At 41.9% G+C, this 24,096-nt stretch carries 20 protein-coding genes and 2 tRNA genes; 10 read left to right on the top strand and 12 right to left on the bottom strand.

Annotated features, from left to right (window positions below; genetic code table 11):
- Nucleotides 1–27 precede the first annotated feature (27 nt).
- The gene (locus VR862_RS08920) at nt 28–801 is read left to right on the top strand and encodes a diadenylate cyclase (RefSeq protein WP_324720616.1); all 774 of its coding nucleotides are present in this window, start codon (nt 28–30) and stop codon (nt 799–801) included.
- Between the two features lie 27 nt (nt 802–828).
- On the opposite strand, the gene VR862_RS08925 is transcribed toward VR862_RS08920, so the two are convergent.
- On the bottom strand, nt 829–2,595 hold the full coding sequence (locus VR862_RS08925) for an ABC transporter ATP-binding protein (RefSeq protein ID WP_324720617.1): 1,767 nt from the start codon (nt 2,593–2,595) through the stop codon (nt 829–831).
- Entirely contained in the window at nt 2,595–3,335 is a 741-nt protein-coding gene (gene truA, locus VR862_RS08930; RefSeq protein ID WP_324720618.1) for a tRNA pseudouridine(38-40) synthase TruA, read from the bottom strand. Before truA ends, VR862_RS08925 begins: the two co-directional genes overlap by 1 nt.
- A gap of 106 nt (nt 3,336–3,441) precedes the next feature.
- Between truA and VR862_RS08935 the strand changes: the two genes are divergently transcribed.
- On the top strand, nt 3,442–3,936 hold the full coding sequence (locus VR862_RS08935) for a metallophosphoesterase family protein (protein ID WP_324720619.1): 495 nt from the start codon (nt 3,442–3,444) through the stop codon (nt 3,934–3,936).
- Between the two features lie 175 nt (nt 3,937–4,111).
- On the opposite strand, the gene VR862_RS08940 is transcribed toward VR862_RS08935, so the two are convergent.
- Entirely contained in the window at nt 4,112–4,522 is a 411-nt protein-coding gene (locus VR862_RS08940; RefSeq protein ID WP_324720620.1) for a DUF4293 domain-containing protein, read from the bottom strand.
- A gap of 193 nt (nt 4,523–4,715) precedes the next feature.
- Between VR862_RS08940 and rho the strand changes: the two genes are divergently transcribed.
- The gene (gene rho, locus VR862_RS08945; protein WP_324720621.1) at nt 4,716–6,479 is read left to right on the top strand and encodes a transcription termination factor Rho; all 1,764 of its coding nucleotides are present in this window, start codon (nt 4,716–4,718) and stop codon (nt 6,477–6,479) included.
- An 80-nt stretch (nt 6,480–6,559) separates the two neighbouring features.
- Here rho and VR862_RS08950 read toward each other — a convergent pair whose 3' ends face one another.
- The 5 genes from VR862_RS08950 to proS all read right to left on the bottom strand — a co-directional run bounded on the left by VR862_RS08950 (nt 6,560) and on the right by proS (nt 9,724).
- Nucleotides 6,560–7,414: a hypothetical protein gene (locus VR862_RS08950; protein ID WP_324720622.1), complete on the bottom strand. Its 855-nt coding sequence runs from the start codon at nt 7,412–7,414 to the stop codon at nt 6,560–6,562.
- 289 nt (nt 7,415–7,703) lie between these two features.
- Nucleotides 7,704–7,952 carry a 30S ribosomal protein S20 gene (gene rpsT, locus VR862_RS08955; RefSeq protein WP_324720623.1) on the bottom strand — a complete coding sequence of 83 codons (249 nt, stop codon included), beginning with the start codon at nt 7,950–7,952 and terminating at the stop codon, nt 7,704–7,706.
- Between the two features lie 30 nt (nt 7,953–7,982).
- A tRNA-Glu gene (locus tag VR862_RS08960) sits at nt 7,983–8,054 on the bottom strand.
- A gap of 44 nt (nt 8,055–8,098) precedes the next feature.
- A tRNA-Glu gene (locus tag VR862_RS08965) sits at nt 8,099–8,170 on the bottom strand.
- A 75-nt stretch (nt 8,171–8,245) separates the two neighbouring features.
- The gene (gene proS, locus VR862_RS08970; RefSeq protein ID WP_324720624.1) at nt 8,246–9,724 is read right to left on the bottom strand and encodes a proline--tRNA ligase; all 1,479 of its coding nucleotides are present in this window, start codon (nt 9,722–9,724) and stop codon (nt 8,246–8,248) included.
- 98 nt (nt 9,725–9,822) lie between these two features.
- On the opposite strand from proS, the gene VR862_RS08975 reads away from it, so the two are divergent.
- The 7 genes from VR862_RS08975 (at nt 9,823) to VR862_RS09005 (ending at nt 16,385) form a co-directional block, all read left to right on the top strand.
- Nucleotides 9,823–10,893 (top strand): hypothetical protein, encoded by a 1,071-nt coding sequence (locus VR862_RS08975; protein WP_324720625.1) that lies wholly within the window; start codon nt 9,823–9,825, stop codon nt 10,891–10,893.
- Nucleotides 10,894–10,914: 21 nt separating this feature from the next.
- Complete coding sequence (locus tag VR862_RS08980) at nt 10,915–12,426, top strand: OmpP1/FadL family transporter (RefSeq protein WP_324720626.1); 1,512 nt, start codon at nt 10,915–10,917, stop codon at nt 12,424–12,426.
- A gap of 160 nt (nt 12,427–12,586) precedes the next feature.
- A complete protein-coding gene (gene folE, locus VR862_RS08985; protein WP_324720627.1) occupies nt 12,587–13,264 on the top strand; it encodes a GTP cyclohydrolase I FolE in 678 nt (225 codons plus the stop codon).
- Between the two features lie 15 nt (nt 13,265–13,279).
- Nucleotides 13,280–14,767 carry a cysteine--tRNA ligase gene (cysS, locus tag VR862_RS08990; protein WP_324720628.1) on the top strand — a complete coding sequence of 496 codons (1,488 nt, stop codon included), beginning with the start codon at nt 13,280–13,282 and terminating at the stop codon, nt 14,765–14,767.
- A gap of 10 nt (nt 14,768–14,777) precedes the next feature.
- Nucleotides 14,778–14,999, top strand: a complete 222-nt coding sequence (yidD, locus tag VR862_RS08995) for a membrane protein insertion efficiency factor YidD (protein ID WP_324720629.1) — start codon at nt 14,778–14,780, stop codon at nt 14,997–14,999.
- A 73-nt stretch (nt 15,000–15,072) separates the two neighbouring features.
- A complete protein-coding gene (lgt, locus tag VR862_RS09000; protein ID WP_324720630.1) occupies nt 15,073–15,897 on the top strand; it encodes a prolipoprotein diacylglyceryl transferase in 825 nt (274 codons plus the stop codon).
- On the top strand, nt 15,894–16,385 hold the full coding sequence (locus VR862_RS09005; protein ID WP_324720631.1) for a DUF192 domain-containing protein: 492 nt from the start codon (nt 15,894–15,896) through the stop codon (nt 16,383–16,385). The genes lgt and VR862_RS09005 overlap by 4 nt, the downstream gene beginning before the upstream one ends.
- A 333-nt stretch (nt 16,386–16,718) precedes the next feature.
- Here VR862_RS09005 and secDF read toward each other — a convergent pair whose 3' ends face one another.
- The 4 genes from secDF to gyrB all read right to left on the bottom strand — a co-directional run bounded on the left by secDF (nt 16,719) and on the right by gyrB (nt 23,986).
- Complete coding sequence (gene secDF / locus VR862_RS09010; protein WP_324720632.1) at nt 16,719–19,706, bottom strand: protein translocase subunit SecDF; 2,988 nt, start codon at nt 19,704–19,706, stop codon at nt 16,719–16,721.
- 231 nt (nt 19,707–19,937) lie between these two features.
- Nucleotides 19,938–20,870 carry a malate dehydrogenase gene (gene mdh, locus VR862_RS09015; RefSeq protein WP_324720633.1) on the bottom strand — a complete coding sequence of 311 codons (933 nt, stop codon included), beginning with the start codon at nt 20,868–20,870 and terminating at the stop codon, nt 19,938–19,940.
- Nucleotides 20,871–20,953: 83 nt separating this feature from the next.
- Complete coding sequence (locus VR862_RS09020) at nt 20,954–21,928, bottom strand: DUF6588 family protein (RefSeq protein ID WP_324720634.1); 975 nt, start codon at nt 21,926–21,928, stop codon at nt 20,954–20,956.
- Between the two features lie 117 nt (nt 21,929–22,045).
- Nucleotides 22,046–23,986 (bottom strand): DNA topoisomerase (ATP-hydrolyzing) subunit B, encoded by a 1,941-nt coding sequence (gyrB, locus tag VR862_RS09025; protein WP_324720635.1) that lies wholly within the window; start codon nt 23,984–23,986, stop codon nt 22,046–22,048.
- Nucleotides 23,987–24,096: the final 110 nt, after the last annotated feature.

Below are 24,096 nucleotides of genomic sequence, written 5' to 3' on the forward strand. Positions count from 1 at the left end.
TTTACATTTACCAAAAAGCAACCTACTTTGGACTTCCTGGACCTACGCATTCTTGATATTGTTGACATCATCTTTATCGCGGCCCTGCTGTATTACATCTACAGACTTGTAAAAGGAACCGTTGCTGTCAACATCTTTATTGGGATAGTGATCATCTATTTCGTGTGGAAGCTCACACAACTGTTGCGCATGGAAATGCTCAGCAGCGTACTCGGAGAATTTATTGGGGTGGGAATGTTTGCCCTCATCGTCGTTTTTCAACAGGAAATTAGAAAGTTCCTTCTCATGATTGGCTCCACCAATTTTGCACGAAGAAGACGCTTTTTACAGACCTTAAAGATCATTAAAGATGATCTCGAAACACCTAACGATATCGAAGCAGTAGTGAAAGCCTGCGAAAATATGGGGCGAACCAACACGGGAGCTCTTATTGTGATCCAACGGAATACCAGTCTCGATTTTGTGAAACAAAGTGGAGATCCAATGAAGATCCTGGTGAATCAACCAATCATTGAATCCATCTTTTACAAGAACAGCATATTACACGACGGAGCACTTATTATAGAAGACAATTATATTACGGCAACAAGAGTTATCCTTCCTGTCTCCAATGACCGAAACATTCCCCTCCGCTTCGGGCTGCGACACCGCGCTGCGGTAGGAATCACAGAAAAAACAGATGCTGTTGCACTGGTGGTAAGTGAGGAAACAGGACAGATCTCGTATATTAAGGACGGAGAATTTGTAATGTTCCAGGACAGGGATGACCTTATTAAAAAATTAAAATCGGACCTTGTTTAAATTCCTCACGCTAAAGCTATTCCCGGTCTATGCTGATTCCTCCTGCATGAATTGGACCTCATACAGGTTTTTATAATAACCATTTTCCTTCTTGAGCAATTCGGAATGAGTTCCTAACTCTACGATCTTACCGGCATCCATTACCAGGATCTTATCGGCTTTTTTAACGGTTGCAAGTCTATGGGCAATTACAATCGAGGTACGGCCCTGTGTAATTTTTAGAGTGGCATCCTGAATAAGCTGTTCACTATATGAGTCCACAGACGAAGTAGCTTCATCCAAAACGAGAATACTGGGGTTACTAACATAAGCCCTCAAAAATGCAATTAATTGTCGCTGTCCCGAGGAGAGCATTACTCCACGTTCCTTCACGTTGTAATCATAACCTCCCGGCAGACTGGCAATAAACTTGTCAACCCCAATTTCTTTGGCTGCCTTTACCACCTGATCTTTAGTGATCTTTGGGTCATTAAGAGTAATATTATTGAAGATGGTATCTGCAAATAAAAATACATCCTGCAGTACAATGGCAATTTCTCCCCTCAGACTTTTAAGAGTCATGTCTTTTACATCGATATTGTCAATGAGAATGCGGCCACTGGAAATCTCATAAGACCTGTTGAGCAAATTGATGATAGTCGATTTTCCAGCACCGGTGGCTCCCACGATTGCCACAGTTTCGCCGGGTTCAGCTTTAAAAGACACCCCTTTAAGCACTTCTTCATCTCCTACATAACTGAATCTCACATTTTCAAATTCTATTTCTCCTTTGAGATGATCCACTTCTATCTTTCCATTGTCTGCAATTGAAGCTTCAGTATCTAAAATTCCAAAAACCCTGTTTGCGGCGACCATACCCATTTGCAGAGTATTAAATTTATCGGCAATTTGTCTTAGAGGCCTAAACAACATCTGGCTCAATTCCACGAATGCCACGATCACCCCCAGAGTGATCGCTTCACTTCCTGCAACTACTCTCAAGCCTCCATACCACACGATCAAACCAATAGTAATGGACGTGGCCATTTCGGCAATTGGGAAGAAGATTGAGTTGTACCATACAGTCTTGATCCAGCCTTTGCGGTGTTTATCGTTGATTTCCTTGAAGTTTTCATACTCCCTTTGTTCCCTTGTAAAAAGCTGAACGATCTTCATCCCGGTAATCCTCTCCTGCACAAAAGTGTTAAGATTAGCAACCTGTGTTCGTACTTCTTCAAATGCAAGCTTCATCTTTTTCTGAAATACCCTGGTCGCATAGAGGATGAAAGGCAACACAACGAGAACCAACAATGTCAATTGCCAACTTTGGTAAAACATAAAGCCAAGGATAACCAGCATTTTTAGCAGATCACTGATGATCACAAATAATCCCTCACTAAAGATACTCGCAATAGTTTCGATATCGCTCACTGCCCTGGTGACCAAACGCCCAACTGCCGAATTATCAAAATATTTCATCTTGAATTGCAGCATATGCCTGAAAAGATTGACCCGAAGATCCCGTATCACCTCCTGCCCCAGCCAGTTTGCAAAGTAGATAAAACAGAACTGGAATATCACCTCCAGCAAAAGAACACCTACCATTAAACTTATGTAGAAAAAGAGCTGATCGTTGTCCTGAGGAACAATAGAATTATCTATAGTAAGCTGAAGTAAGTAAGGACGCATTACTCCCAGGAACGACAGGAGAATAGCAGCAATAGCTACAAAATAAAAAGCCCACCTGTAGGCATGGGCGTAACCAAGCAATCGCTTAAACAGTGTAAAATCAAATGCGTTTCCCGATGCTGCCATTAAATAAAAATACTTTCAGGATATTTTATCCCGGTTAAATAGAGTCCGTGAGCAGGTACTGATGCTCCTGCCTGGCTCCTGTTTTCACTTTTTATGATACGGTGCATTTCCTTCACCTCAAGTTTTAATTGGCCAATGTCAAGCAAGGTACCCACTATAGCTCTTACCATATTACGAAGAAAACGATCTGCAGTAATGTGAAACAACAGCATCCCGTTCTCCTGCACCCACTCTGCCCTATCTATTCTGCAGTTATACGTATGCACATCTGTACGGGACCTGGAGAAGCACTTAAAATTTTCATATTCCATTAAAATTTGTGCCGCCTCATTCATCTTATTAACGTCCAGATCCCGAAGTACCAGGTGAGCAAAATCTGTTACAAAGACATTTTTCCTGATCGCTATCCAGTATTCATAAGAACGGGACAGAGCGTCAAATCTTGCATGAGCTTCGGGCTTTACATGCTTTAGGTCCTTTACAGCAATATCTTTTGGCAACAGGGAATTGACTCTAAAAATAAACTCGTTAGAGAGCTGAGCTTCAGAATCAAAATGGGCAAAGATCTGCCGTGCGTGAACTCCGGCATCTGTTCTTCCGGCTCCAACTATTTCTATTTCTTCCTGAAGCAAGGTTCTTAATGAATTCTCTACAACTTCCTGGACCGAAATTGCCGTAGGCTGTCGCTGCCAGCCGTGATAGGCTTTTCCGAAGTATTCCAGCTCCAAAAAATATCTCAATCTAAATTTTTACTTTAGCCAATTAAAGAGACAAAGATAAGCCATTAAAGGCAACTGCTCATTCTTCACCGTCTTTAGATTGTTAATCTGATTATAATTATTCTCAATGAAAAAGATCCTACTGCTTAGCGACACCCATGGATATATTGACGAACGCATTCTTACTTTTGCCCGCGAAGCAGATGAAGTGTGGCATGCAGGTGATATTGGAACTACTGCAGTAAGTGATTCGCTTCAAAAAATAAAGCCTCTCAAAGCCGTTTTTGGGAACATAGATGGCGGGGAGATACGAAAAGAGTTTCCGCTCAACAACAGGTTCATGTGTGAAGAAGTGGATGTATGGATCACACATATTGGAGGTTATCCCGGCCGCTACTCCCCTGCTGTAAAGGAGGAAATAAAAGCCAATCCCCCAAAGATCTTCATTAGCGGGCACTCACATATCCTAAAGGTGATGAATGATAAGAAGCTGGGATGTCTACACATGAATCCCGGCGCTGCAGGTAAACAGGGCTTCCATCAAATGAGAACTATGCTGCGCTTTGCTATTGATGGCAAGGAAATCAAGGATCTGGAGGTAATTGAACTTGGGAAAAGGTAGTGGTTAGTGGTCAGTGGTCAGTGGTCAAAAATTCAGAACAAAAAATATCGATATTTGAATCATTCTTCTAGAGTTACGATCGACCTCAAACCTTGAATTTTGAATTTCTACGAACTAAAAAACCCGGAGCTTTCACTCCGGGTTTTTACGCACTAATACTACTAAGATGAAAGGTTTATCGCAGTCGGTCCACAGATTTTACAAGATCTTCATCCTTTTTTATAGCCTTATTGGCCAGCACTAAAAAAACGATAGAAAATACAGGAGTCAGCATCCCAATACCTTTCTCTGAAACCGAAGTTTCTCCAGATACAGTTAGGGACCAATAGACAAATAATCCTAGTAAAATTAAGTTTAATAAGATATTGATACGCCCGAGCACAAACTGAAGCTTTCTATTCCTAAATAAAAAGATCGTAATTATTGAAATTAACGCCGATAAAAGAGTCAAGCCTAAGGCTGAATATACCTCTTCAATAAATACAGAATTACCAGATTGATCCTCCCACAGCTTGAATATGAAAACAAAACCGGCACTAAAAAGAGCAGCGATCAAAAGGTAAACTGTCTGTATTCGTTGTAGCATTAATCCTCAATAGAGGCACAAAAATAAAAGATTCTTTTTAGAAACCATATTTATAATCTGAAAATAATATTGTATAATTGCAGTATCAATTCGTAACCAATTCAATAAAGGTTACTTAGACTCCTAAAAAATTTTTCGATTCTTCCTCGAGAAGGTTAATTAAACCAAAGACCAATTTTATTTAAGAACATTCATGTTTGAAATTTCAGAATTAAAGGCTAAAAAGCTGCCTGAACTTCAGGAAATAGCCAAAACGCTTCGGGTTCCAAAGTACCGCACGCAAAAAAAGCTTGACCTGGTATACCAGATTCTTGACTACCAGGCCGCAAATCCTAAGAAGGTTCAAGAGGCATTGACAGATGAAGACGTGAAACCGCAGCCGCAGGAAGATCAGAACTCCGAGAAAAAGCAGCGCAAGACACGCCCGAGAAAAGAAAAAACAACTGCTTCCAAAACTGCAGGAGAAAAGCAACAGCAATCGAACCCAAAAGCCGAAGCTTCGGGTGACCAAAAAGAAAAACCTCAGGAGAGCAATAGTTCTTCCGACAATAAAGGTGAGCAAAAAAGCAAAAAGGAGGATTCGGGAAGACAGCAGTCCTCTAAAGATTCCGGCTCCCGTAATCAGCAGAAAGACAACAGAAGAGATAACCGTCAAAAAGATTCCCGCGATAACCGCAATCAGGGAAGAGATAGCGGGCGTGATAACAGCAACCGGGAAAGTGGAAACCGTGAAAACAACGGCAACCGCGATAATTCCAGGGACAGCGGAAACCGGGATACCGGCAACAGAGATTCCGGAAACCGTGACAACCGCAACCGCTACAAAGAACCAGATTACGAATTTGATGCGATCATAGAAAGTGAAGGAGTTCTCGATATCATGCAAGACGGCTACGGCTTCTTGAGATCTTCAGATTACATGTACCTTTCTTCTCCAGATGATATTTATGTTTCCCAGTCTCAAATACGCTTGTTTGGTTTAAAAACAGGAGATACAGTTCTTGGGCAGGTGAGACCACCTAAAGAGGGAGAAAAATATTTCCCACTTATCAAGATCAACAAGATCAATGGTCTCGATCCACAAGTGGTACGAGACAGGGTTTCTTTTGAACACCTTACTCCACTTTTTCCACAGGAAAAATTCAATATCGCCGAGAGACAGAGCACTGTTTCCACCAGGGTAATTGATATGTTCTCCCCAATTGGAAAGGGACAAAGAGGGATGATCGTTTCCCAACCAAAAACGGGAAAAACAATGCTTCTTAAGGATATTGCCAATGCAATTGCAGCCAATCATCCCGAAGTCTACCAGATCATTCTTCTAATCGACGAACGTCCTGAAGAGGTTACAGACATGCAGCGAAATGTGAAAGGAGAAGTTATTGCTTCAACCTTTGACAAGGAGGCTCATGAGCATGTACGGGTAGCCAATATCGTTCTTGAAAAAGCAAAAAGAATGGTGGAATGCGGTCATGATGTTGTGATCCTTTTAGATTCCATTACGCGTTTGGCCCGGGCGTATAATACAGTTCAACCCGCAAGTGGAAAAGTACTTTCGGGTGGTGTGGATGCCAACGCACTTCACAAACCAAAAAGGTTCTTTGGAGCAGCGAGGAACATAGAAGGCGGAGGATCATTATCTATAATCGCTACTGCTTTAACTGAAACCGGTTCTAAGATGGATGAAGTAATCTTTGAAGAATTCAAAGGTACAGGTAACATGGAGCTGCAGTTGGACAGAAAGATCGCCAACAGAAGAATTTTCCCTGCTATCGACCTTACCTCCTCCAGTACACGGAGAGATGATATTTTACTTGATGAAAACACGCTTCAAAGAATGTGGGTAATGCGAAAATATCTTGCCGATATGAATCCTGTGGAAGCGATGGAATTCATCAACGACAGGATCAAACAAACCAGGAATAACGAAGAATTTCTTATCTCCATGAATGGATAAGAAACACATCTTCCCAGAATGACAAAATCCGGACATCTTTCGATGCTCCGGATTTTTTTATTACAAGATTTAATTTTATCCTACTTCCCCGGTCTAAGCCTATATTCATCAATTGGCAAAGCCACACCTTCTGCAATGGCCACGAACCATACATATCCACTGCCGTAATCCTCTACCTCATAACCTGCTGTAAGATTTTCGGCGAGGTCGTTTTCAAGATAGGCAGAATAAGCAACCTTATGATTGTCTTCTAATTCAAAACGAACTTGCAGAGCTCCTTCGTTATCATCAAACAAGAAGTTAAAGCCATACCAACCTGATTCGGTAACCGGATGTTCATCCACTAATAAAGCATCTCCCACTTTTACTACATTAACAGCGAAATAAACAAAGGCAGTCGCTTCCTGTGCTTTTAAGGAACTGGAATAAATAAAAGCCAATCCGTTATCATACATGTCAGGATCAAGATATATATCCAACTCCTGAACAAATCCACTTGAAGGCCAGGAAGAACTCCAAAGCTCGGGATCTTGTGTTGCAGGTGCCCCATATTCGAAAATTGGCAGGTTCATGTCATCAGCCTCTTCACTCCAAAAGGTGTTGCACTCTCCCCACATTACAGTAGCATATCCGCTTCCTGCAGAAGGGACAACATCACCCGATTTTTTATCTTGCAAGTTTATGGTTCCACACCAACCAAGGATACCTTCAACATTTTGATCGGCCCAGGCGGCAGTGTTATGGTTAAAGCCCTGATGAAAAGCAAAAAATCCATTAGAACTTTTAGCGTGGGCTTTTTTGGTCACCTGCACATTTAGATCTTCATCTAAAGAAGTAAGTTCATCTTTTTCGCACGAAAGCAATGAGTTCAGAAAAATGAGAGAAAGAAAGAAGGTAAAGAATTTAAAAAATTGATTATTTAAAAAAGTTTTCATGACTAAAGGTTTTTATGGTTAATAATGAAAACCATAACCAAACAGGCACAGAAAAATATTGAGGCACTGGCTGTAGGGAAACCTTATAAGTGGAGGGAAGGAGAAAATATTTTTCCTTTATACTCTAAGTTACGAAAAAAAGAAAGAATTTAAAATTAACGCACTGATTTACAGTAGTTTATTTTCAATTTAAATAGTAAATCAAGAAAGTGCTAAGTATTTAAACGAAAAAATGCCTCTCGTTTTCACGAGAGGCATTCCTCTATAAAATTGAACACTATTATTCTAATTAAAGTGCAGCAACGTGCTTAGCAAGCCTAGACTTAAGGTTAGCAGCTTTATTATCGTGAATAATGTTTTTCTTCGCTAATTTGTCGATCATGGAAACTACAGTAGGATATAAAGACTGCGCCTCTTCTTTTCCTGCATCACGCAACTTCTTGATGGCATTCCTTGTAGTTTTATGCTGGTAGCGGTTTCTAAGACGTTTTGTCTCGTTGCTACGTATTCTCTTTAACGATGACTTATGATTTGCCATTACACTCTTATTAAATTAATTCTTTCTCAGTAGTCCGTAGGGGAATCGAACCCCTGTTACCAGGATGAAAACCTGGCGTCCTAACCCCTAGACGAACGGACCAATTATTATTTCAAAGATGGTTTACACGACTTGCAAACCTTTCGTAGTCCGTAGGGGAATCGAACCCCTGTTACCAGGATGAAAACCTGGCGTCCTAACCCCTAGACGAACGGACCATTTATTTTCAAATGCGGATGCAAAAATACAACTATTTTTCAATGCCGCAAATGTTGAGGAATTTTTTTTGAAATTTAATACGCCTTAGCAAAAAGCACTCTCCCCACAGACGGTTTCCCTGTATAGACACAGGCTCCATCCTCCTTTTCGGTGTCAAAAGGAATTAGTCGTATAGTGGCTTTAGTAAGCTCTTTGATCTTATTTTCTGTCTCGGCAGTACCATCCCAATGTGCAGAAATGAATCCGCCTTTTTCCTTGAGTACGTTTTTAAACTCTTCAAAGCTCTCTACCTTCGTGATATGCTCATTCCTAAAATCCTTTGCCCTTTTATAAAGGTTTTCCTGGATCTCGGTCATAAGCCCTTTCACTTTTTCTACCACCTCATCCTGCTGAACAAATTCTTTGCTCAAAGTATCCCTCCTTGCAAGCTCTACAGAACCTTTCTCAAGGTCTTTTGGACCTATAGCAATTCTAACGGGTACTCCCTGCAATTCGTATTGAGCAAACTTCCAGCCCGGCTTTTGCGTATCCCGGTTGTCATATTTTACCGAGATTCCCTGAGCCCGAAGATCTGAAGCCAGTTTATTTGCCACTTCGCTAATTTGATCCAGTTGCTCCTCTCCCTTGTAGATTGGAACTATCACCACCTGGATCGGCGCAAGGTTTGGAGGAAGCACGAGCCCATTATCATCGCTGTGGGTCATTACAAGCGCCCCCATCAATCTTGTAGAAACGCCCCATGAGGTAGCCCAAACATAATCAAGATCCCCTTCTTTGGTAGCAAATTTAACATCAAATGCCTTGGCAAAGTTTTGACCCAGGAAATGGGAGGTTCCCGCCTGCAGTGCTTTCCCATCCTGCATAAGAGCTTCAATACAATAAGTCTCTTCTGCACCCGCAAAGCGTTCACTTTCGGTCTTTCTTCCTTTTATTACCGGAATAGCCATGAAATTTTCGGCAAATTCGGCATAGATATTATTCATCTGCTCCGTTTCGGCAAGAGCTTCAGCCTTGGTGGCATGTGCTGTATGGCCTTCCTGCCAAAGAAATTCAGCTGTACGAAGAAACAGGCGTGTTCTCATTTCCCAGCGTACCACGTTCGCCCATTGATTCACCAGGATAGGAAGATCACGATAGGATTGAATCCAGCCTTTGTATGTGTTCCAGATTATAGCTTCAGAAGTTGGTCTCACTACAAGCTCCTCCTCCAGTTTGGCATCGGGATCTACAATTAGTTTTCCTGCGTTTTCAGAATCGGCCTTTAGCCTGTAATGCGTTACGATCGCACATTCTTTTGCAAAACCCTCTGCATTCTTCTCTTCAGCTTCAAAAAGGCTTTTTGGAACAAATAATGGGAAATAGGCATTTTCATGCCCGGTCTCCTTGAACATTTTATCCAGCTGCGCCTGCATTTTTTCCCAAATCGCATAGCCGTATGGCTTGATTACCATACAACCTCTCACGGCTGAATTTTCGGCTAAATTTGCCTTGACAACCAGTTCGTTATACCACTTTGAGTAATCTTCCTTTCGCGTAGTGAGCTTCTTTGCCATCTTCTGTCTTTTGGCACAAATCTTGCACCTGATTATAATAAAATACGTTAGCGCAAAACTAACTATTTTTATCTTTGTTCAATAATAAATTCGACGCCATGAAACCAAACTACAAGCTTTTAAACGTGAGAAACCTGCTTTATGCAATGAGTTCTCTGTTTTTATTAGCTTCCTGTAGTTCTTATCAGTATGCCGGGTATGATAATGATGGAATCTATAGTTCCTCTAATCAAGGCGAGGCTTATACTGCTAATGATTATGAGGAATCTTATGAAGACGCACTATATTACAAGAACCTCTTCGGACAAAAAGCGGCAGATTTTGAAGCAGTTCCGGAAAGCGGAGCCATCTTCACAGATATCGAAAGTTATTCCTCGGGACAGTATGATGAAAACATGTTCGGAGCCGAAGGCATAGAATATGAGCCGGGACGTGCTGCCTGGGGTACAGACCCAGATGAGATAGCAATCAATATTTACAACAATAACTTTGGATATGACCCATTCTATTACGGTTATGGGTTTGGTCATCCATTCTCCTACTACGGAGGATTTTATGATCCGTTTTGGGGACCCGGATATTACCGCTACGGCTTCCGAAGCCCTTATTATTACGGATATCCTTATGCCTACCACTCGTGGAGATGGAACATTGGCTGGGGATTCGGCTGGGGTGGCTATTACGGTTATGGACATAGATATTCTCCATATCACCCCTATAATAGATATTACAACTACTTCCCATCCTATAACAGAAGAGACGTAGCTTATAATGCTGGTCGCAGAGATAGCTATTACAACGACTACAGGAACAGGCAGGTCAATGCAGACAGTCGTGTTTCCAGGATCCAGGGGTATTCCAATACCCGCAATGTACGCGCAGCAGGAACACGAGTGAATGATAGCAGGACCTACCAAACCCGCTCCACCCGAGTGAGAAGTTCATCTACAAGAACAGATGATACATATAGAAGTTCTACCCAACGTAGATCTGTGCCTGCAGTAAGAGGTAGATCATACGAGAGTTCGACGCCCACAGTAAGATCAAGCCGATCTTCAAGAAGTAGCAACAGCTCTTACCGGTCTTCGACACAAACCAGATCTTCATCTAGCGGAACCCGGTCATCCTCGAGTTCAAGTAGATCCAGCCGTGGAAGAGGCGGAAACTAGTCTTTATTTAAAGCTTTATACATGAAAAAATTAATTTTTGCCTTCACAGCCATAATTTCTATGACTGTGGAGGCTCAAAATATTACGGATGCAGTAAGGTATTCCGGTTCAGATCTTAACGGAACAGCTCGCTACAGGGCGATGAGCGGAGCTTTTGGTGCTCTTGGAGGTGACATGTCTTCTCTTAACGTGAACCCTGCAGGTTCAGCTGTCTTTCTTAACAGTTTCTCAACGCTTACCCTTAATGTGGAAAACAGCGAGAATGAAGTCAGTCTCATGAATGGGTTCAACACCAATTCTAATTCGAATACCGATCTTGGGCAGGCCGGTGCTGTTTTTGTTTTCAATAATAATGATCAGGATGCAAACTGGAGGAAGTTTTCCCTTGGCTTTAACTACAACAAAACTGCAAGTTTTGAGGATGATTATCTTGCTTATGGCAACAACAAAAAGTCCATTACTAGTTACTTCCTTGAGTACGCTGCAGGTGTGCCTGTAGATTTATTAGAACTTCAGGATAATGAAACGATCTCTGATCTTTATAGTTTTTTAGGAGAAACAGAAGGCTTTGCAGCTCAACAAGCCTTTTTAGGGTATCAGGGTTATCTGTACGATTATAATCCAGACGAAGCCGGTAATCCTTTTGCGCCTTACACCAGTAATGTCGCAGATGGAAATTTTTATCAGGAATCCGCTTATGCTGCTACCGGTTTAAACGGAAAATTTTCATTTAATTTTGCCACACAATATCAAGATTTTCTCTATCTGGGTCTCAACCTCAACACCCATTTCATAAACTATGACAGAGTATCTACCTTTTTTGAGGAAAACAATAACAACGGAAGCGAAATAAATGAAATTCTTTTTGAGAACCGCTTAAGCACACTGGGAAGCGGTTTCAGTTTTCAGCTGGGTGCTCTTGGAAAAATTGGTAATAGCGTTAGAGCAGGAGCAGCGTACGAATCGCCAACCTGGTACACAATCTCTGAAGAAACGACACAATATTTAAAAACTTTCAGTGATGACCAGGGTGAAGCTGTAGTAAATCCTAATATTGTTAATGTATACCCTGATTACAAACTGCAAACTCCCGCCAGTTATACCGGAAGTCTTGCGTATCTCTTTGGTTCAGCAGCTCTTATTAGCTTCGATTATACCTATAGAGATTATGCCACAACGAAATTCAAACCAACAGACGATCCCGCTTTTATGGCCCAGAACGAGTTAATATCAAACGAACTTCAGGGGGCTTCAACATTTAGAGTTGGAGGTGAATATCGCATTGAAAACTGGAGCTTAAGAGGAGGATATCGTTTTGAAGAAAGTCCTTATAAAAATGGAATTACAGTTGGTGACCTGGAAGGATATTCTGCCGGATTAGGGTATAATTTTGGAAATGTAAAAATTGATTTTGCCTATGACAGGTCTTCAAGGGAAAACAACCCGCAGATGTATCAAGTGGGATTGACCGACAGGCTGGGTATCAACAGAGAAAATTCCAATTACACTCTTTCGTTGAGCTTCAACTTATAGATTACAAGATTTTATTACTAAAACAGCCTTCGGGCTGTTTTTCTTTTTTTTAGTCCTTTGGAGAGAAGTAACTTGCTTTCTCAGATTACCAGAAAAGGGTTTAAATATGTATCTTTGCAAGCTTAATTACTGAGTGTTTAGACCGTACTTTATAAATATTATGAAAAAAGACCATATCGACGAGGCTATAGATGAAATGGGAGATGCTTTTGTGAGCCCCAATACAGACACCCCAATGCGCAAGGACGCATTTGACATAAGTGACGAAGAGAAGATCGACCGCATCCAGGAAAATGTAAGGAATATAATGAATACCCTGGGACTGGACCTAACAGATGACAGTCTTAAAGGAACTCCCAAGAGAGTGGCAAAAATGTTTGTCAAAGAGATCTTCGGCGGACTTCACCCACAGTTAAAACCTAAAGCTTCGACCTTCCAGAACAAATACAAGTACGGCGAAATGTTGGTAGAAAAGAATATTACCCTTTATTCTACTTGCGAACACCACCTGCTTCCCATCGTTGGAAAAGCTCACGTTGGCTATATTTCTAACGGTACAGTAGTTGGTCTTTCAAAAATGAATCGCATAGTAGACTACTACGCAAAACGCCCACAGGTCCAGGAGAGACTTACCATGCAAATCGTGAAGGAACTTCAGGAGGTGCTGGGAACAGAAGATGTAGCTTGTGTCATTGATGCAAAGCACCTTTGCGTGAACAGCCGGGGAATCCGGGACATTGAGAGCAGCACGGTAACCAGCGAATATGGCGGCAGGTTTAAAGATCCCGAGGCAAGGCGTGATTTTCTGGACTACATTAATTTAGAAACCGAATTCTAAACAGGTTCATAATTTATGGCACTCTACCAGCAGCAGGAATTAAAGATCTACAATTCAATATCGGGAGAAAAAGAAGTCTTTAAACCCATTACCGAAGGTGCAGTGGGTATGTACGTTTGCGGCCCAACTGTTTACAGCAATGTTCACCTTGGGAATTGCCGCACCTTTATCTCCTTTGATCTGGTCTTTAGATACCTTAAGCATCTGGGTTATAAGGTGCGATATGTACGAAATATTACTGATGCAGGACACCTGGAGAATGATGCAGATTCAGGTGAAGACAGGATTGCCAAAAAGGCAAGGTTAGAGCAAATAGAACCTATGGAAGTTGTTCAACGCTACACTGTTGATTTTCACAACATCCTCCAAAAGTTCAACAATCTCCCTCCAAGCATTGAACCTACAGCTACAGGACACATTGTGGAGCAGATTGAGATCATCAAAGAGATTCTGGAGAAAGGTTATGCTTACGAAGCCAATGGATCGGTGTACTTTGATGTAATTAAGTTCAACCAATCTCACAATTACGGAAAACTGAGCGGCAGAAAGCTGGAGGATATGATTCCTAATACCAGGGAATTGGCTGCCCAAAGCGACAAGAAAAATCCGCAGGATTTTGCACTTTGGAAAAAGGCCGAGCCTCAGCATATTATGCGATGGCCTTCTCCCTGGAGTGACGGCTTCCCCGGCTGGCACCTCGAATGTACCGTGATGAGCTCAAAATATCTGGGGGAAGAATTTGACATTCATGGTGGCGGAATGGACCTTAAATTCCCTCATCACGAGTGTGAGATTGCACAGGGCGAAGCGGCAACCGGTAAGACTCCGGTGAATTACTGGATGCATGCCAATATGCTCACTCTTAATGGTAAAAAAATGGCCAAGAGTACAGGCAATAATATTCTCCCAAATGAGATCTTTACCGGGGATAATCCTAATCTTGAAAAGGGTTTTGCTCCTACTATAGCACGTTTTTTCATGTTACAGGCCAACTACCGCAGCATTCTTGACTTTTCCAATGAAGCTTTGGTGGCTAGCGAAAAAGGATTTCAGCGGCTTATGGATGCTTACCACAGCCTGGAAAACCTGCAGGCTTCAGAGAAGTCAGATTTTAATGTGGCTGAATGGAGGCAGAAATGCTACGACGCCATGAATGACGATTTCAACAGTCCGATCTTAATTGCCCAGTTGTTTGAAGCAGTAAAACAGATCAACATCATCAAAGATGGCAAGGCAAAAATTAATGCCGAAAACCTTGACCTTCTCAAAAGGACCATGAGCGATTTCCTTTTTGATGTACTGGGGCTTGTCGATACTGCTGAAGCTGCAGATAATGACTTTGGAAATAAATTATCGGGCACGGTGGAATTACTTATAAAACTGAGAGCAGAAGCCCGGGCAAACAAAGACTTTGCAACAAGTGACAAAATCAGGGATGAACTAATTGCGTTAGGGATTCAACTGAAAGACGGTAAAGAAGGTACCAGTTTTACGATCGAATAAAAATGTTGGAGTGAAAAAGTGGCTATCATATCCGCTTATTAAGCTTGTGAGATTTTACCAGCGCTTCATCTCTCCCTTCACCCCTGCAACTTGTCGTTACACTCCTACCTGCTCACAGTACACTGTAGAAGCACTTCAAAAACACGGAACATTAAAAGGAGGTTGGCTCTCCCTTAAGCGTATTGCCAGCTGCAATCCATGGGGAGGAAAGGGGTATGACCCAGTTCCGTAGAAACTTCAGCAGGAAAAATAAGTTGAAAACTTGCCGAATATGTATCTTTACCTCCCAACAGTAAAAACACATCATGCTTTTCAATAAGATCTACTGGAATCCTTCCGAAGGAATCGATCTGGGATTTTTCGTTATTCACTACTATAGCTTAATGTTCGTTATCGCCTTCACAATAGGCTGGTACCTTATGAAGAGTATCTATGAGAGAGAGGGTGTATCCCTGGAAAAACTGGATTCTCTCTTTATCTATACGGTTCTTGCTACGCTTATAGGTGCGAGGCTGGGACACGTGATCTTCTACGACTGGGATTACTTTCAAAACCATTTACTGGAGATCTTCTTACCGGTACGTTTTGAACCTGAATTCGAGTTTACCGGTTTTAGAGGACTTGCCAGTCACGGAGCTGCTATTGGAATCATTACTGCAATGTACCTCTACTGCCGAAACGTGCTGCATAAACCGGTGCTTTGGATCCTGGACAGGATCGTTATTCCTGTAGCCTGCGGCGGGATCTTTGTTCGGATAGGGAATTTTATGAATTCAGAAATCATTGGAAAACCAACTAACAGTGATTTTGGAGTGGTGTTCACCAAACTCGGAGAAGATTTCGCAAGACACCCGGCCCAATTATATGAAGCTGCGTGTTATCTTGTGGTCTTTTTTATCCTTTGGTACACCTACTGGAAAACTTTAAAAAGAGAAAAGCTGGGTTATATTTTTGGTCTGTTCCTTGTGCTGCTTTGGTCCGTTAGGTTCTTTGTGGAGTTCGTAAAGGAACCTCAGGTAGGGGAAAGAGTCAACTGGGTGCTGAATACCGGCCAATGGCTGAGTATTCCTTTCATTCTTGCAGGATTTTACTTCATGTACAGACCTTCAACAAAGACCCGTGTAAAATGATCAGGAAAAATGCATTTTTTAGCCTTCTGCTTGCAGGCATATTAAGCACAGGCTGCAAGGACAAACCTGAAAATCAACCCCAGGATATTTCCGAACCAATTTCTTTCACCAAAGAAGCTGAAGCCTATCTTACCAGGCCGGGCGGGGATACTATCCAGTTTCTACAACTGGAGATCGCAGATGATGATTATCAGCGGGAAACAGGCTTGATGTACCGGGAATCAATGGAGCAGAACCAGGGGATGCTGTTTATCTTTGAAAATGAAGCACCCCGTGGTTTCTACATGAAGAATACAAACATCCCGCTAGATCTTATTTTTCTTAATTCCCAAAACAAAATTGTGAGCATAACCAAAAATGCGAAGCCACAAAGTCTTGAAACGATCCCTTCTGAAGTTCCGGCACAGTATGTACTTGAAATCAACGCAGGCCTTTCAGACGACTGGAATCTGCAGGTTGGGGACAGCTTAATCCTCAAGAGAAATTAAAGTATAGCCTCTCAAAAATAGCATTTTTAAAGCCTCTTCCTGAGGCTTTTTCTTTTTAGGCCGGTTCGAGAAGATCAATACTTAAAGCCTTGAATTAATCATAGATGAAATATTTCAGACCAAAGGTTTCCCATTTTTATTGTGAAACAATAGCCATCCAAATAATCTTGAACTAGTCCGTTGACTCAGAACAGAATTCTTCACAGTTACTTTTTCTTCAGAGAACAAACTGCTCTACAGCTGAAAATTTCCATCTGCTCACCTTCCAAAAAGGGCAAAAAAAAGAGCCTTCCGTTTCCGGAAGGCTTTTCTTTGATTTATAAGCTGACTAGATTAAGCTACAGCTTCTTTCTTTTTCAGTTTTCTTCTTTTAGTCTCTTTATTGAACGTGTCATAAGTAACAGGCGTTGCAATGAAGATAGAAGAATAGGTACCTACGATTACCCCTACAATAAGAGCGAACATAAATCCTCTAATGCTTTCCCCACCAAAAATAAAGATGGCTAGAAGTACCACAAGAGTAGTCAAAGAGGTGTTCACTGTACGGCTTACTGTGCTGTTGATCGCAGCATTAATGGCGTCTTTTTTGGTCCAGGATGGGTGCTCGTTAAAGAATTCCCTGATCCTGTCGAAGATAACCACAGTATCATTCAGCGAGTAACCTACAACGGTAAGGATCGCCGCAATGAATGCCTGGTCGATCTCCATGTTGAAAGGCATGAACTTATAGGTGAGCGAGAAAACACCCAATACTATAAGAACATCATGAATAACTGCTATTACTGCTCCCAGTGAGAACTGATACTTTCTAAACCTCAACAGGATGTAAAGGAAGATCACTAACAGAGATCCTAAAACGGCCCAAATAGATGCTTGTTTAATATCATCAGCAATAGATGGCCCAACCTTGATAGATTGCATTATTCCTATTTCTCTTTCCCCCTCACTTCCAACAGTAAAGTCTTCGTAAGTAGTTCCTTCAGGTAAATAAGACTGGACTGCATTATATAGCTTTCTGGAAATTTCCTCATCTACTTCGCTTCCTTCTTCCTCTACTTTATACTTGGTAGTAACCTTGATCTGGTTGGCAGCTCCAAAAGTCTTGGCGCTCGCACTACCAAATTCAGCAACAAGATCGTCTTCAATTTCAGAAGGATTGATAGCCTGTTCAAACCTTACGGTATAGCTTCTTCCTCCAACAAAGTCTACACCCTGGTTAAGACCTTGAGTAAACAGGGAACCTAAACTCACAAGGATGAATACTCCTGAAACGATGTAAAAGGTCTTTCTCTTCTCGAGGAACTTTATTGTAAGTCCGGAGAAAAGATTCTTGGTAACCGAAGTTGAAAAATCAAGACTCTTGTTAGGGTTCTTCGCATAGTTATCAATGAACAACCTGGTAATGAAGATGGCTGTGAAAAGAGAGGTAGCAATACCGATCAATAGGGTCGTTGCAAATCCTTTAATAGGACCTGTTCCAAGGACCAATAGGATCAAGGCAGTAAGACCAGTCGTGATGTTCGCATCAAGAATTGAAGATAAGGCATTATTGAATCCGTCTCTAATGGCGTCCTTCTGAACTTTACCTTTTGCATACTCCTCACGAATACGCTCAAAAATAAGCACGTTCGCATCCACAGAAATACCTATTGTAAGTACGATACCGGCAATACCGGGAAGGGTGAGAACCGCACCTAAACCTGCCAGTACTCCAAAAATGAACAGAATGTTCACCACAAGTGCAATATCGGCAAAAATACCTGCTTTTCCATAATAGAAGATCATCCAAAGCAAGACAAGAACAAGTGCAATTACAAAAGAATTGATACCACTATCGATTGCTTCCTGACCCAAAGATGGACCTACGATCTCACTCTGTACGATATCTGCTGAAGCAGGAAGTTTACCTGCACGTAATACGTTTGCTAAATCCTGTCCTTCAGTAATACTGAAATCACCGGTGATCTCACTTCTTCCGCCGGAAATTGGTCCGCTGGAAACTCCGGGAGCTGAATATACCACATTATCAAGAACAATAGCGATCTGGCTTTGGTTCTCAAAAGCGTATCCTGTCATTTCTTCCCAGGTCTTCGCTCCTTTTCCGTTCATTTGCATGGTTACAGCCACTCTTCCCACCTGGTCGTAAGCTTGAGTAGCATCTGTGATCACGCTTCCGGAAAGCGGTGGTTCGTTTTGCCTGTTCCCTATTAGCGCATAAAGAGGAGCGGCTTCATCATCTTCATTAGTAATTCCCCATACAAATTTGGCATAACGCTGTTCGCCTTCAAGAAGACCACGCACCTCTGGCATATTGAGATATTCTCTCACTTTTGCAGTATCCTCAATATTGAATGTTGCCAAAACAGGACCGCCCTGGAAGCCCGGAGCAGCCATTAGGTCAAATAAAGGATTATTTTGTTCAGCGACCTGAGTCGTATCATTAGCCGACTCTAACAAAGCATCGATCTCATCCTGCTCTGCCGCTGTAGTATCAACATCAGCTTCTGCGGTCTCCTCAACCTGAATTTGCTTAAGGACATTGTTAGCCTGTACAAAGAAGTTTTGAAATTCATTGCTCTTATAAACATGCCAGAACTCCAACTGCGCTGTACTCTGTAAAAGGTCTTTTACACGCTCAATTTCTTTTGCACCCGGTAGTTCAACAAGGATCCTTCCTGAAGAACCCAAACGCTGAATGTTTGGCTGAGTTACCCCAAATTTGTCAATACGCTTTCTTAGTACCTCAAATGCAGAAACAATAGATTCGTCGATCTTTCTTCTAATGATTGGCTTTACTTCCTCATTAGACATTTCAAAATTGATCTCGTCACTTAGATTTCTGTTTGCAAAAATATCGGGAGAAGCAAGGCGGGCATCAGGAATTTCTTCAAAAGCTTCAAAGAAAAGGTCAAGGTAGTTTTCCTGACTTGTTCTTTGAGCCTCATCTGCTCTTGCAAGAGCCTGGTTAAAAGCAGGGTCTTTACTGTTGTTCGCTAATTCTCTTAAGATGTCCTTGACAGAGATCTGAAGGATCACGTTGATACCTCCTTTTAGATCCAGCCCTTTGTTGAGCTCCTTTTCTTTAGCCGAGTTGTAGGTGATTCCAAGAAATACCTCCTCATTACCAATAGAATCAAGATACCTTTGTTCGGCTCTCTCCCTAAGGCTTACATAATTGTCAACACCTTCGGGGATCTCCTGCTGTGCAAATTCTTCGGCATCGCCCTCAATATTGCCAGCAATAAATGTGAAAGACAACTGGTAAATACATACCAGAGCAAACAATACCGCGAATACCTTGATTATTCCCTTGTTCTGCATTATTCTTTAATTTATGTTCAATTTTTAAAAACGGACAAATATAGGTTTTCAAGATAGAAATCCCAATTATATTTTTTGAAAAAATTAACTTTTAGAGGTAAAAAAAGAAGCTTCTCAAAAGCACTGCCACATTTGGTATTCATCGATCTTCCCACCTCTTTTCTGGTAAGAAAATACTCATCAAAAATGACATTTTTGAGAAGCTTCTTAAAAGCTATTTTTCAATAAGATTTATTTCTTCAAATCAAGAAGGTCATTTGTTTTTGAAACCCCTTCAGAACTCTCCTTTAGTTTGGCTTTTTCGGCTTCATCGAGTTCTATTTCCACGATCTCTTCAATTCCGTTCTTCCCAAGGATCACCGGCACACCGATACAGAGATCATTTAATCCATATTCTCCCTCTAAAAGGGCAGAACATGGGAACATTTTCTTTTGATCATTGGCAATTGCCTGAACAAGAGAAGAAACAGCCGCTCCCGGGGCATACCACGCACTGGTACCGAGCATCTTTGTAAGAGTAGCTCCCCCTACTTTAGTGTCTTCCTTGATCTGCTCAATTCGATCCTCAGAAAGGAACTTTGAAACAGGCACAGAGTTGCGGGTAGCAAGACGTGTCAACGGCACCATTCCTGTATCGCTGTGCCCGCCAATGACCATTCCATCAACATCTGACGCAGGACAACCTAAAGCTTCACTAATTCTATATTTAAAACGGGCGCTGTCAAGAGCTCCTCCCATTCCTATGATCTTGTTCTTTGGAAGATTAGTGCTTTTATGAACGAGGTAAGTCATGGTATCCATAGGATTACTTACCACGATCAAAGTAGCGTTGGGCGAGTGTTCCAGGAGGCTTTGAGAAACAGATTTTACGATATCTGCATTGATCCCGATCAACTCTTCCCGGGTCATTCCCGGCTTACGCGGAATTCCACTGGTGATAACAGCAATATCTGAGTTTGCCGTTTTTGAGTAGTCATTTGTGCTTCCTGTGATCTTAGTATCAAAGCCAAGAAGGGATGCTGTTTGCATCAGGTCCATTGCCTTTCCTTCAGCATAATCTTCTTTAATATCTACTAAAACAACTTCTGAAGCAAAATTTTTAATGGCGATATATTCCGCGCAGCTGGCTCCAACAGCTCCGGCACCTACTATGGTAACTTTCATTGTGAATTAGTTTGATTAATAGTCCAGCGAAAATACGAATTTTCGAGGATTTTTCCCTCAAAAATAGGGGCAAAAACAGTAGATTAAATGCTTACGTGAAGACCTAGATTTGCGTTAAAAAATTCTCCCGCTGTCAACATGGTGCTTACCCGCAATTGACTGAAATAAAGATTGAAACCAACATCTCCTTTAAATTGTATTTTTGAATCCTCAATCTTATCAACCTCGGCATTGACAAGATCTACTTCTCCCCTCCCCCCGAAGGTATAGCTGAATTGCGAGTTCATTGCACCAGCCGCCACAATAGCCTCGAAAAGACCCCATTTTTTGGACCCTATTAATTCACCCATAAAAAGGTTCGCATCAACATCAATCTTATCTAGCTCAACTACATCTGCAGCCCCGATGGGATCAAATTCATAGCCCACAATTAATTTTGAATATGAAGCACCAAATGCTAATTGAAAATCTTCAGGATAGGAATACCCAAAGTACTGACTTAAATTGTGCTTAATTCCTAAACCATAAGTACTGGCAGCAACACCATCAATGGTCACTTCAGGCATCGCTCTAACAGTAACTTCAGTCCCGGCAGAAACTCCTATAGCTGCCTGCACGAAGGCGTGAGGCACATAACTCCTGTTTATCCCTTCCATTGCTGGGAAACTCGGTTCAGAAATAAGTGCGCCGTTAAAATAAACTTCTCCACTAAGATAAACTGAGCTACTACCACCAAAAGCTGTTGGTAGAACTGCATTTTCTGATTCATTGATCTTCAATACCTTAAGATCCGAATTGGATAGGAAAAACTTCTTCTTTTCTGAAGGTACAAAAAGTGCATTACCATGAACAGAAATCCGGAAATCCCATTTATCAAGTGGTATTGCTGAACTGAACCAGCCAGCGCTCGCCTGATATCCAGCAGCCTCAGCTGCAGGCTGGGAAAAATTTCCTCCCAAAACAAGCATATCGTCAATGAATTCAGCAACATTAGTTTGGGCAAAAACAGCACATGGAGAAGAAAGAAAAGCAATAAATATTATAAGTAATTTTTTCACAATGGTGGGTTTTGTAGTTGAGTAAAAATAACAAAAAAAGCATAGCTCCTTCAGGAGATTCCTACAAACAAAAAAGCCCCGCATTTCTGCAGGGCTTTCTTTAACTTTTAATAGCAATTAAGCGTCAATGTTTGCGTAGACGGCATTTTTTTCAATGAAGTCCCTTCGCGGTGGTACCTCATCTCCCATTAGCATAGAAAAGATCCTGTCGGCCTCCCCTGTATTGTCTATAGTTACCTGACGCAGGGTACGGAATTCGGGATTCATAGTTGTATCCCAAAGCTGTTCTGCATTCATCTCTCCAAGACCCTTGTATCGCTGTACGCTCACCCCTCCATTATAGGAAGCTGCAATCTCGTCGCGCTCCTTGTCATTCCAGGCATATCTCTTTTTACTACCTTTCTTGATAAGGTAAAGTGGCGGAGTTGCAATATAAACGTGACCGGCCTCGATCAATTCTTTCATATATCTAAAGAAGAAAGTAAGGATTAAGGTTGCGATGTGGCTACCATCAACGTCGGCATCACACATGATCACGATCTTGTGATATCTAAGCTTGGAAAGGTTCAGTGCTTTACTGTCCTCTTCAGTACCAATTGTTACACCCAGAGCGGTGTAGATATTCTTTATTTCTTCGTTTTCAAAAACTTTGTGGCTCATTGCCTTTTCCACGTTCAGGATCTTACCTCTTAGAGGAAGAATAGCCTGAAAATGACGGTCCCGACCCTGCTTTGCCGTTCCTCCTGCCGAGTCTCCCTCAACAAGGAAAACTTCACTCTCGTGCGGGTCCTGCGAAGCACAATCAGACAATTTACCGGGTAAACCACCACCGCTCATCACGGTCTTACGCTGTACCATTTCACGAGCCTTTTTGGCTGCATGACGGGCCTGCGCGGCAAGGATCACCTTTTGTACGATGGTCTTTGCATCATTGGGGTTTTCTTCTAGGTAGTTTTCCAGCATTTCAGAAACCGCCTGCGAAACTGCAGCAGTCACCTCTCTGTTACCAAGCTTGGTCTTTGTCTGACCTTCGAACTGAGGTTCAGAAACTTTAACCGAAACTATAGCTGTTAATCCTTCCCGAAAATCATCTCCCGAAATCTCGAACTTCAGCTTATCAAGTAAGCCGGAAGAATCGGCATATTTCTTTAAGGTGGTTGTCAAACCTCTCCTGAAACCTGCAAGGTGAGTACCTCCTTCGTGGGTATTGATATTGTTTACGTATGAGTGAAGATTCTCGTTGAAGGACGTGTTGTAAACCATCGCCACTTCAACAGGAATGTCATTCTTCTCCCCTTCGATAGCAATTACCTCACTAATGATTGGCTCTCTTGTTCCATCCAAAAATTTGATAAACTCTTTAAGACCTTCTTCAGAATGAAAGACTTCAGAAACAAATTCTCCTTTTTCATCCTTCTCCCTGCGGTCTGTAAGGGTAATAGTGATCCCTTTATTAAGAAAAGCGAGCTCACGCATTCTACTGGCAAGTGTATCATAACTGTACTCGGTAGTCTGCTGAAAAATGGTAGGGTCTGGCTTAAAGGTTACAATCGTACCATTAAGATCTGTGGTGCCAACAGATTTTACTGGGTACATTGGCTTTCCCCTTTCGTACTCCTGTTCCCAAATGGTTCCATCACGATAAACAGTAGCTTTAAGATGGTCTGAAAGCGCGTTCACACAACTCACACCAACCCCGTGAAGTCCACCGGAAACTTTATAGGAATCTTTATCGAATTTCCCTCCTGCCCCAATCTTGGTCATTACCACCTCGAGTGCAGAAACCCCTTCTTTTTTATGCAGATCTACAGGAATACCCCGACCATTATCCTCTGTAGTAATAGAATTGTCTTCGTTTATGGTTACCCTAATGGTATCGCAGTGTCCCGCCAACGCCTCATCAATGGAGTTATCGACCACCTCGTAAACAAGATGGTGCAAGCCTCTCACTCCAGTATCACCAATGTACATTGAAGGGCGCATGCGTACGTGCTCCATTCCCTCCAGTGCCTGGATACTGTCAGCCGAATAACTGCTTCTCTTAACCTCTTCGCTCATACTTGAATTCGTTAAAATTTTATCAATTTCTATAACGAACAAATATACCAAAATCATACCTGTAAAACCACTTCAACCCCTGTTAAAGCCTTGAAGTTATCAACAATTTA

The organism is Salinimicrobium aquimaris (genome assembly GCF_035607535.1).
GTDB lineage: Bacteria > Bacteroidota > Bacteroidia > Flavobacteriales > Flavobacteriaceae > Salinimicrobium.

Excerpts from the sequence above, each read along its gene's own strand:
- VR862_RS08925 (WP_324720617.1), bottom strand. The coding sequence starts at position 2,595 with ATGGCAGCATCGGGAAACGCATTTGATTTTACACTGTTTAAGCGATTG.
- VR862_RS08935 (WP_324720619.1), top strand. The coding sequence starts at position 3,442 with ATGAAAAAGATCCTACTGCTTAGCGACACCCATGGATATATTGACGAA.
- VR862_RS08940 (WP_324720620.1), bottom strand. The coding sequence starts at position 4,522 with ATGCTACAACGAATACAGACAGTTTACCTTTTGATCGCTGCTCTTTTT.
- rho (WP_324720621.1), top strand. The coding sequence starts at position 4,716 with ATGTTTGAAATTTCAGAATTAAAGGCTAAAAAGCTGCCTGAACTTCAG.
- VR862_RS08950 (WP_324720622.1), bottom strand. The coding sequence starts at position 7,414 with ATGAAAACTTTTTTAAATAATCAATTTTTTAAATTCTTTACCTTCTTT.
- rpsT (WP_324720623.1), bottom strand. The coding sequence starts at position 7,952 with ATGGCAAATCATAAGTCATCGTTAAAGAGAATACGTAGCAACGAGACA.
- proS (WP_324720624.1), bottom strand. The coding sequence starts at position 9,724 with ATGGCAAAGAAGCTCACTACGCGAAAGGAAGATTACTCAAAGTGGTAT.
- VR862_RS08975 (WP_324720625.1), top strand. The coding sequence starts at position 9,823 with ATGAAACCAAACTACAAGCTTTTAAACGTGAGAAACCTGCTTTATGCA.
- VR862_RS08980 (WP_324720626.1), top strand. The coding sequence starts at position 10,915 with ATGAAAAAATTAATTTTTGCCTTCACAGCCATAATTTCTATGACTGTG.
- folE (WP_324720627.1), top strand. The coding sequence starts at position 12,587 with ATGAAAAAAGACCATATCGACGAGGCTATAGATGAAATGGGAGATGCT.
- cysS (WP_324720628.1), top strand. The coding sequence starts at position 13,280 with ATGGCACTCTACCAGCAGCAGGAATTAAAGATCTACAATTCAATATCG.
- lgt (WP_324720630.1), top strand. The coding sequence starts at position 15,073 with ATGCTTTTCAATAAGATCTACTGGAATCCTTCCGAAGGAATCGATCTG.
- VR862_RS09005 (WP_324720631.1), top strand. The coding sequence starts at position 15,894 with ATGATCAGGAAAAATGCATTTTTTAGCCTTCTGCTTGCAGGCATATTA.
- secDF (WP_324720632.1), bottom strand. The coding sequence starts at position 19,706 with ATGCAGAACAAGGGAATAATCAAGGTATTCGCGGTATTGTTTGCTCTG.
- mdh (WP_324720633.1), bottom strand. The coding sequence starts at position 20,870 with ATGAAAGTTACCATAGTAGGTGCCGGAGCTGTTGGAGCCAGCTGCGCG.
- gyrB (WP_324720635.1), bottom strand. The coding sequence starts at position 23,986 with ATGAGCGAAGAGGTTAAGAGAAGCAGTTATTCGGCTGACAGTATCCAG.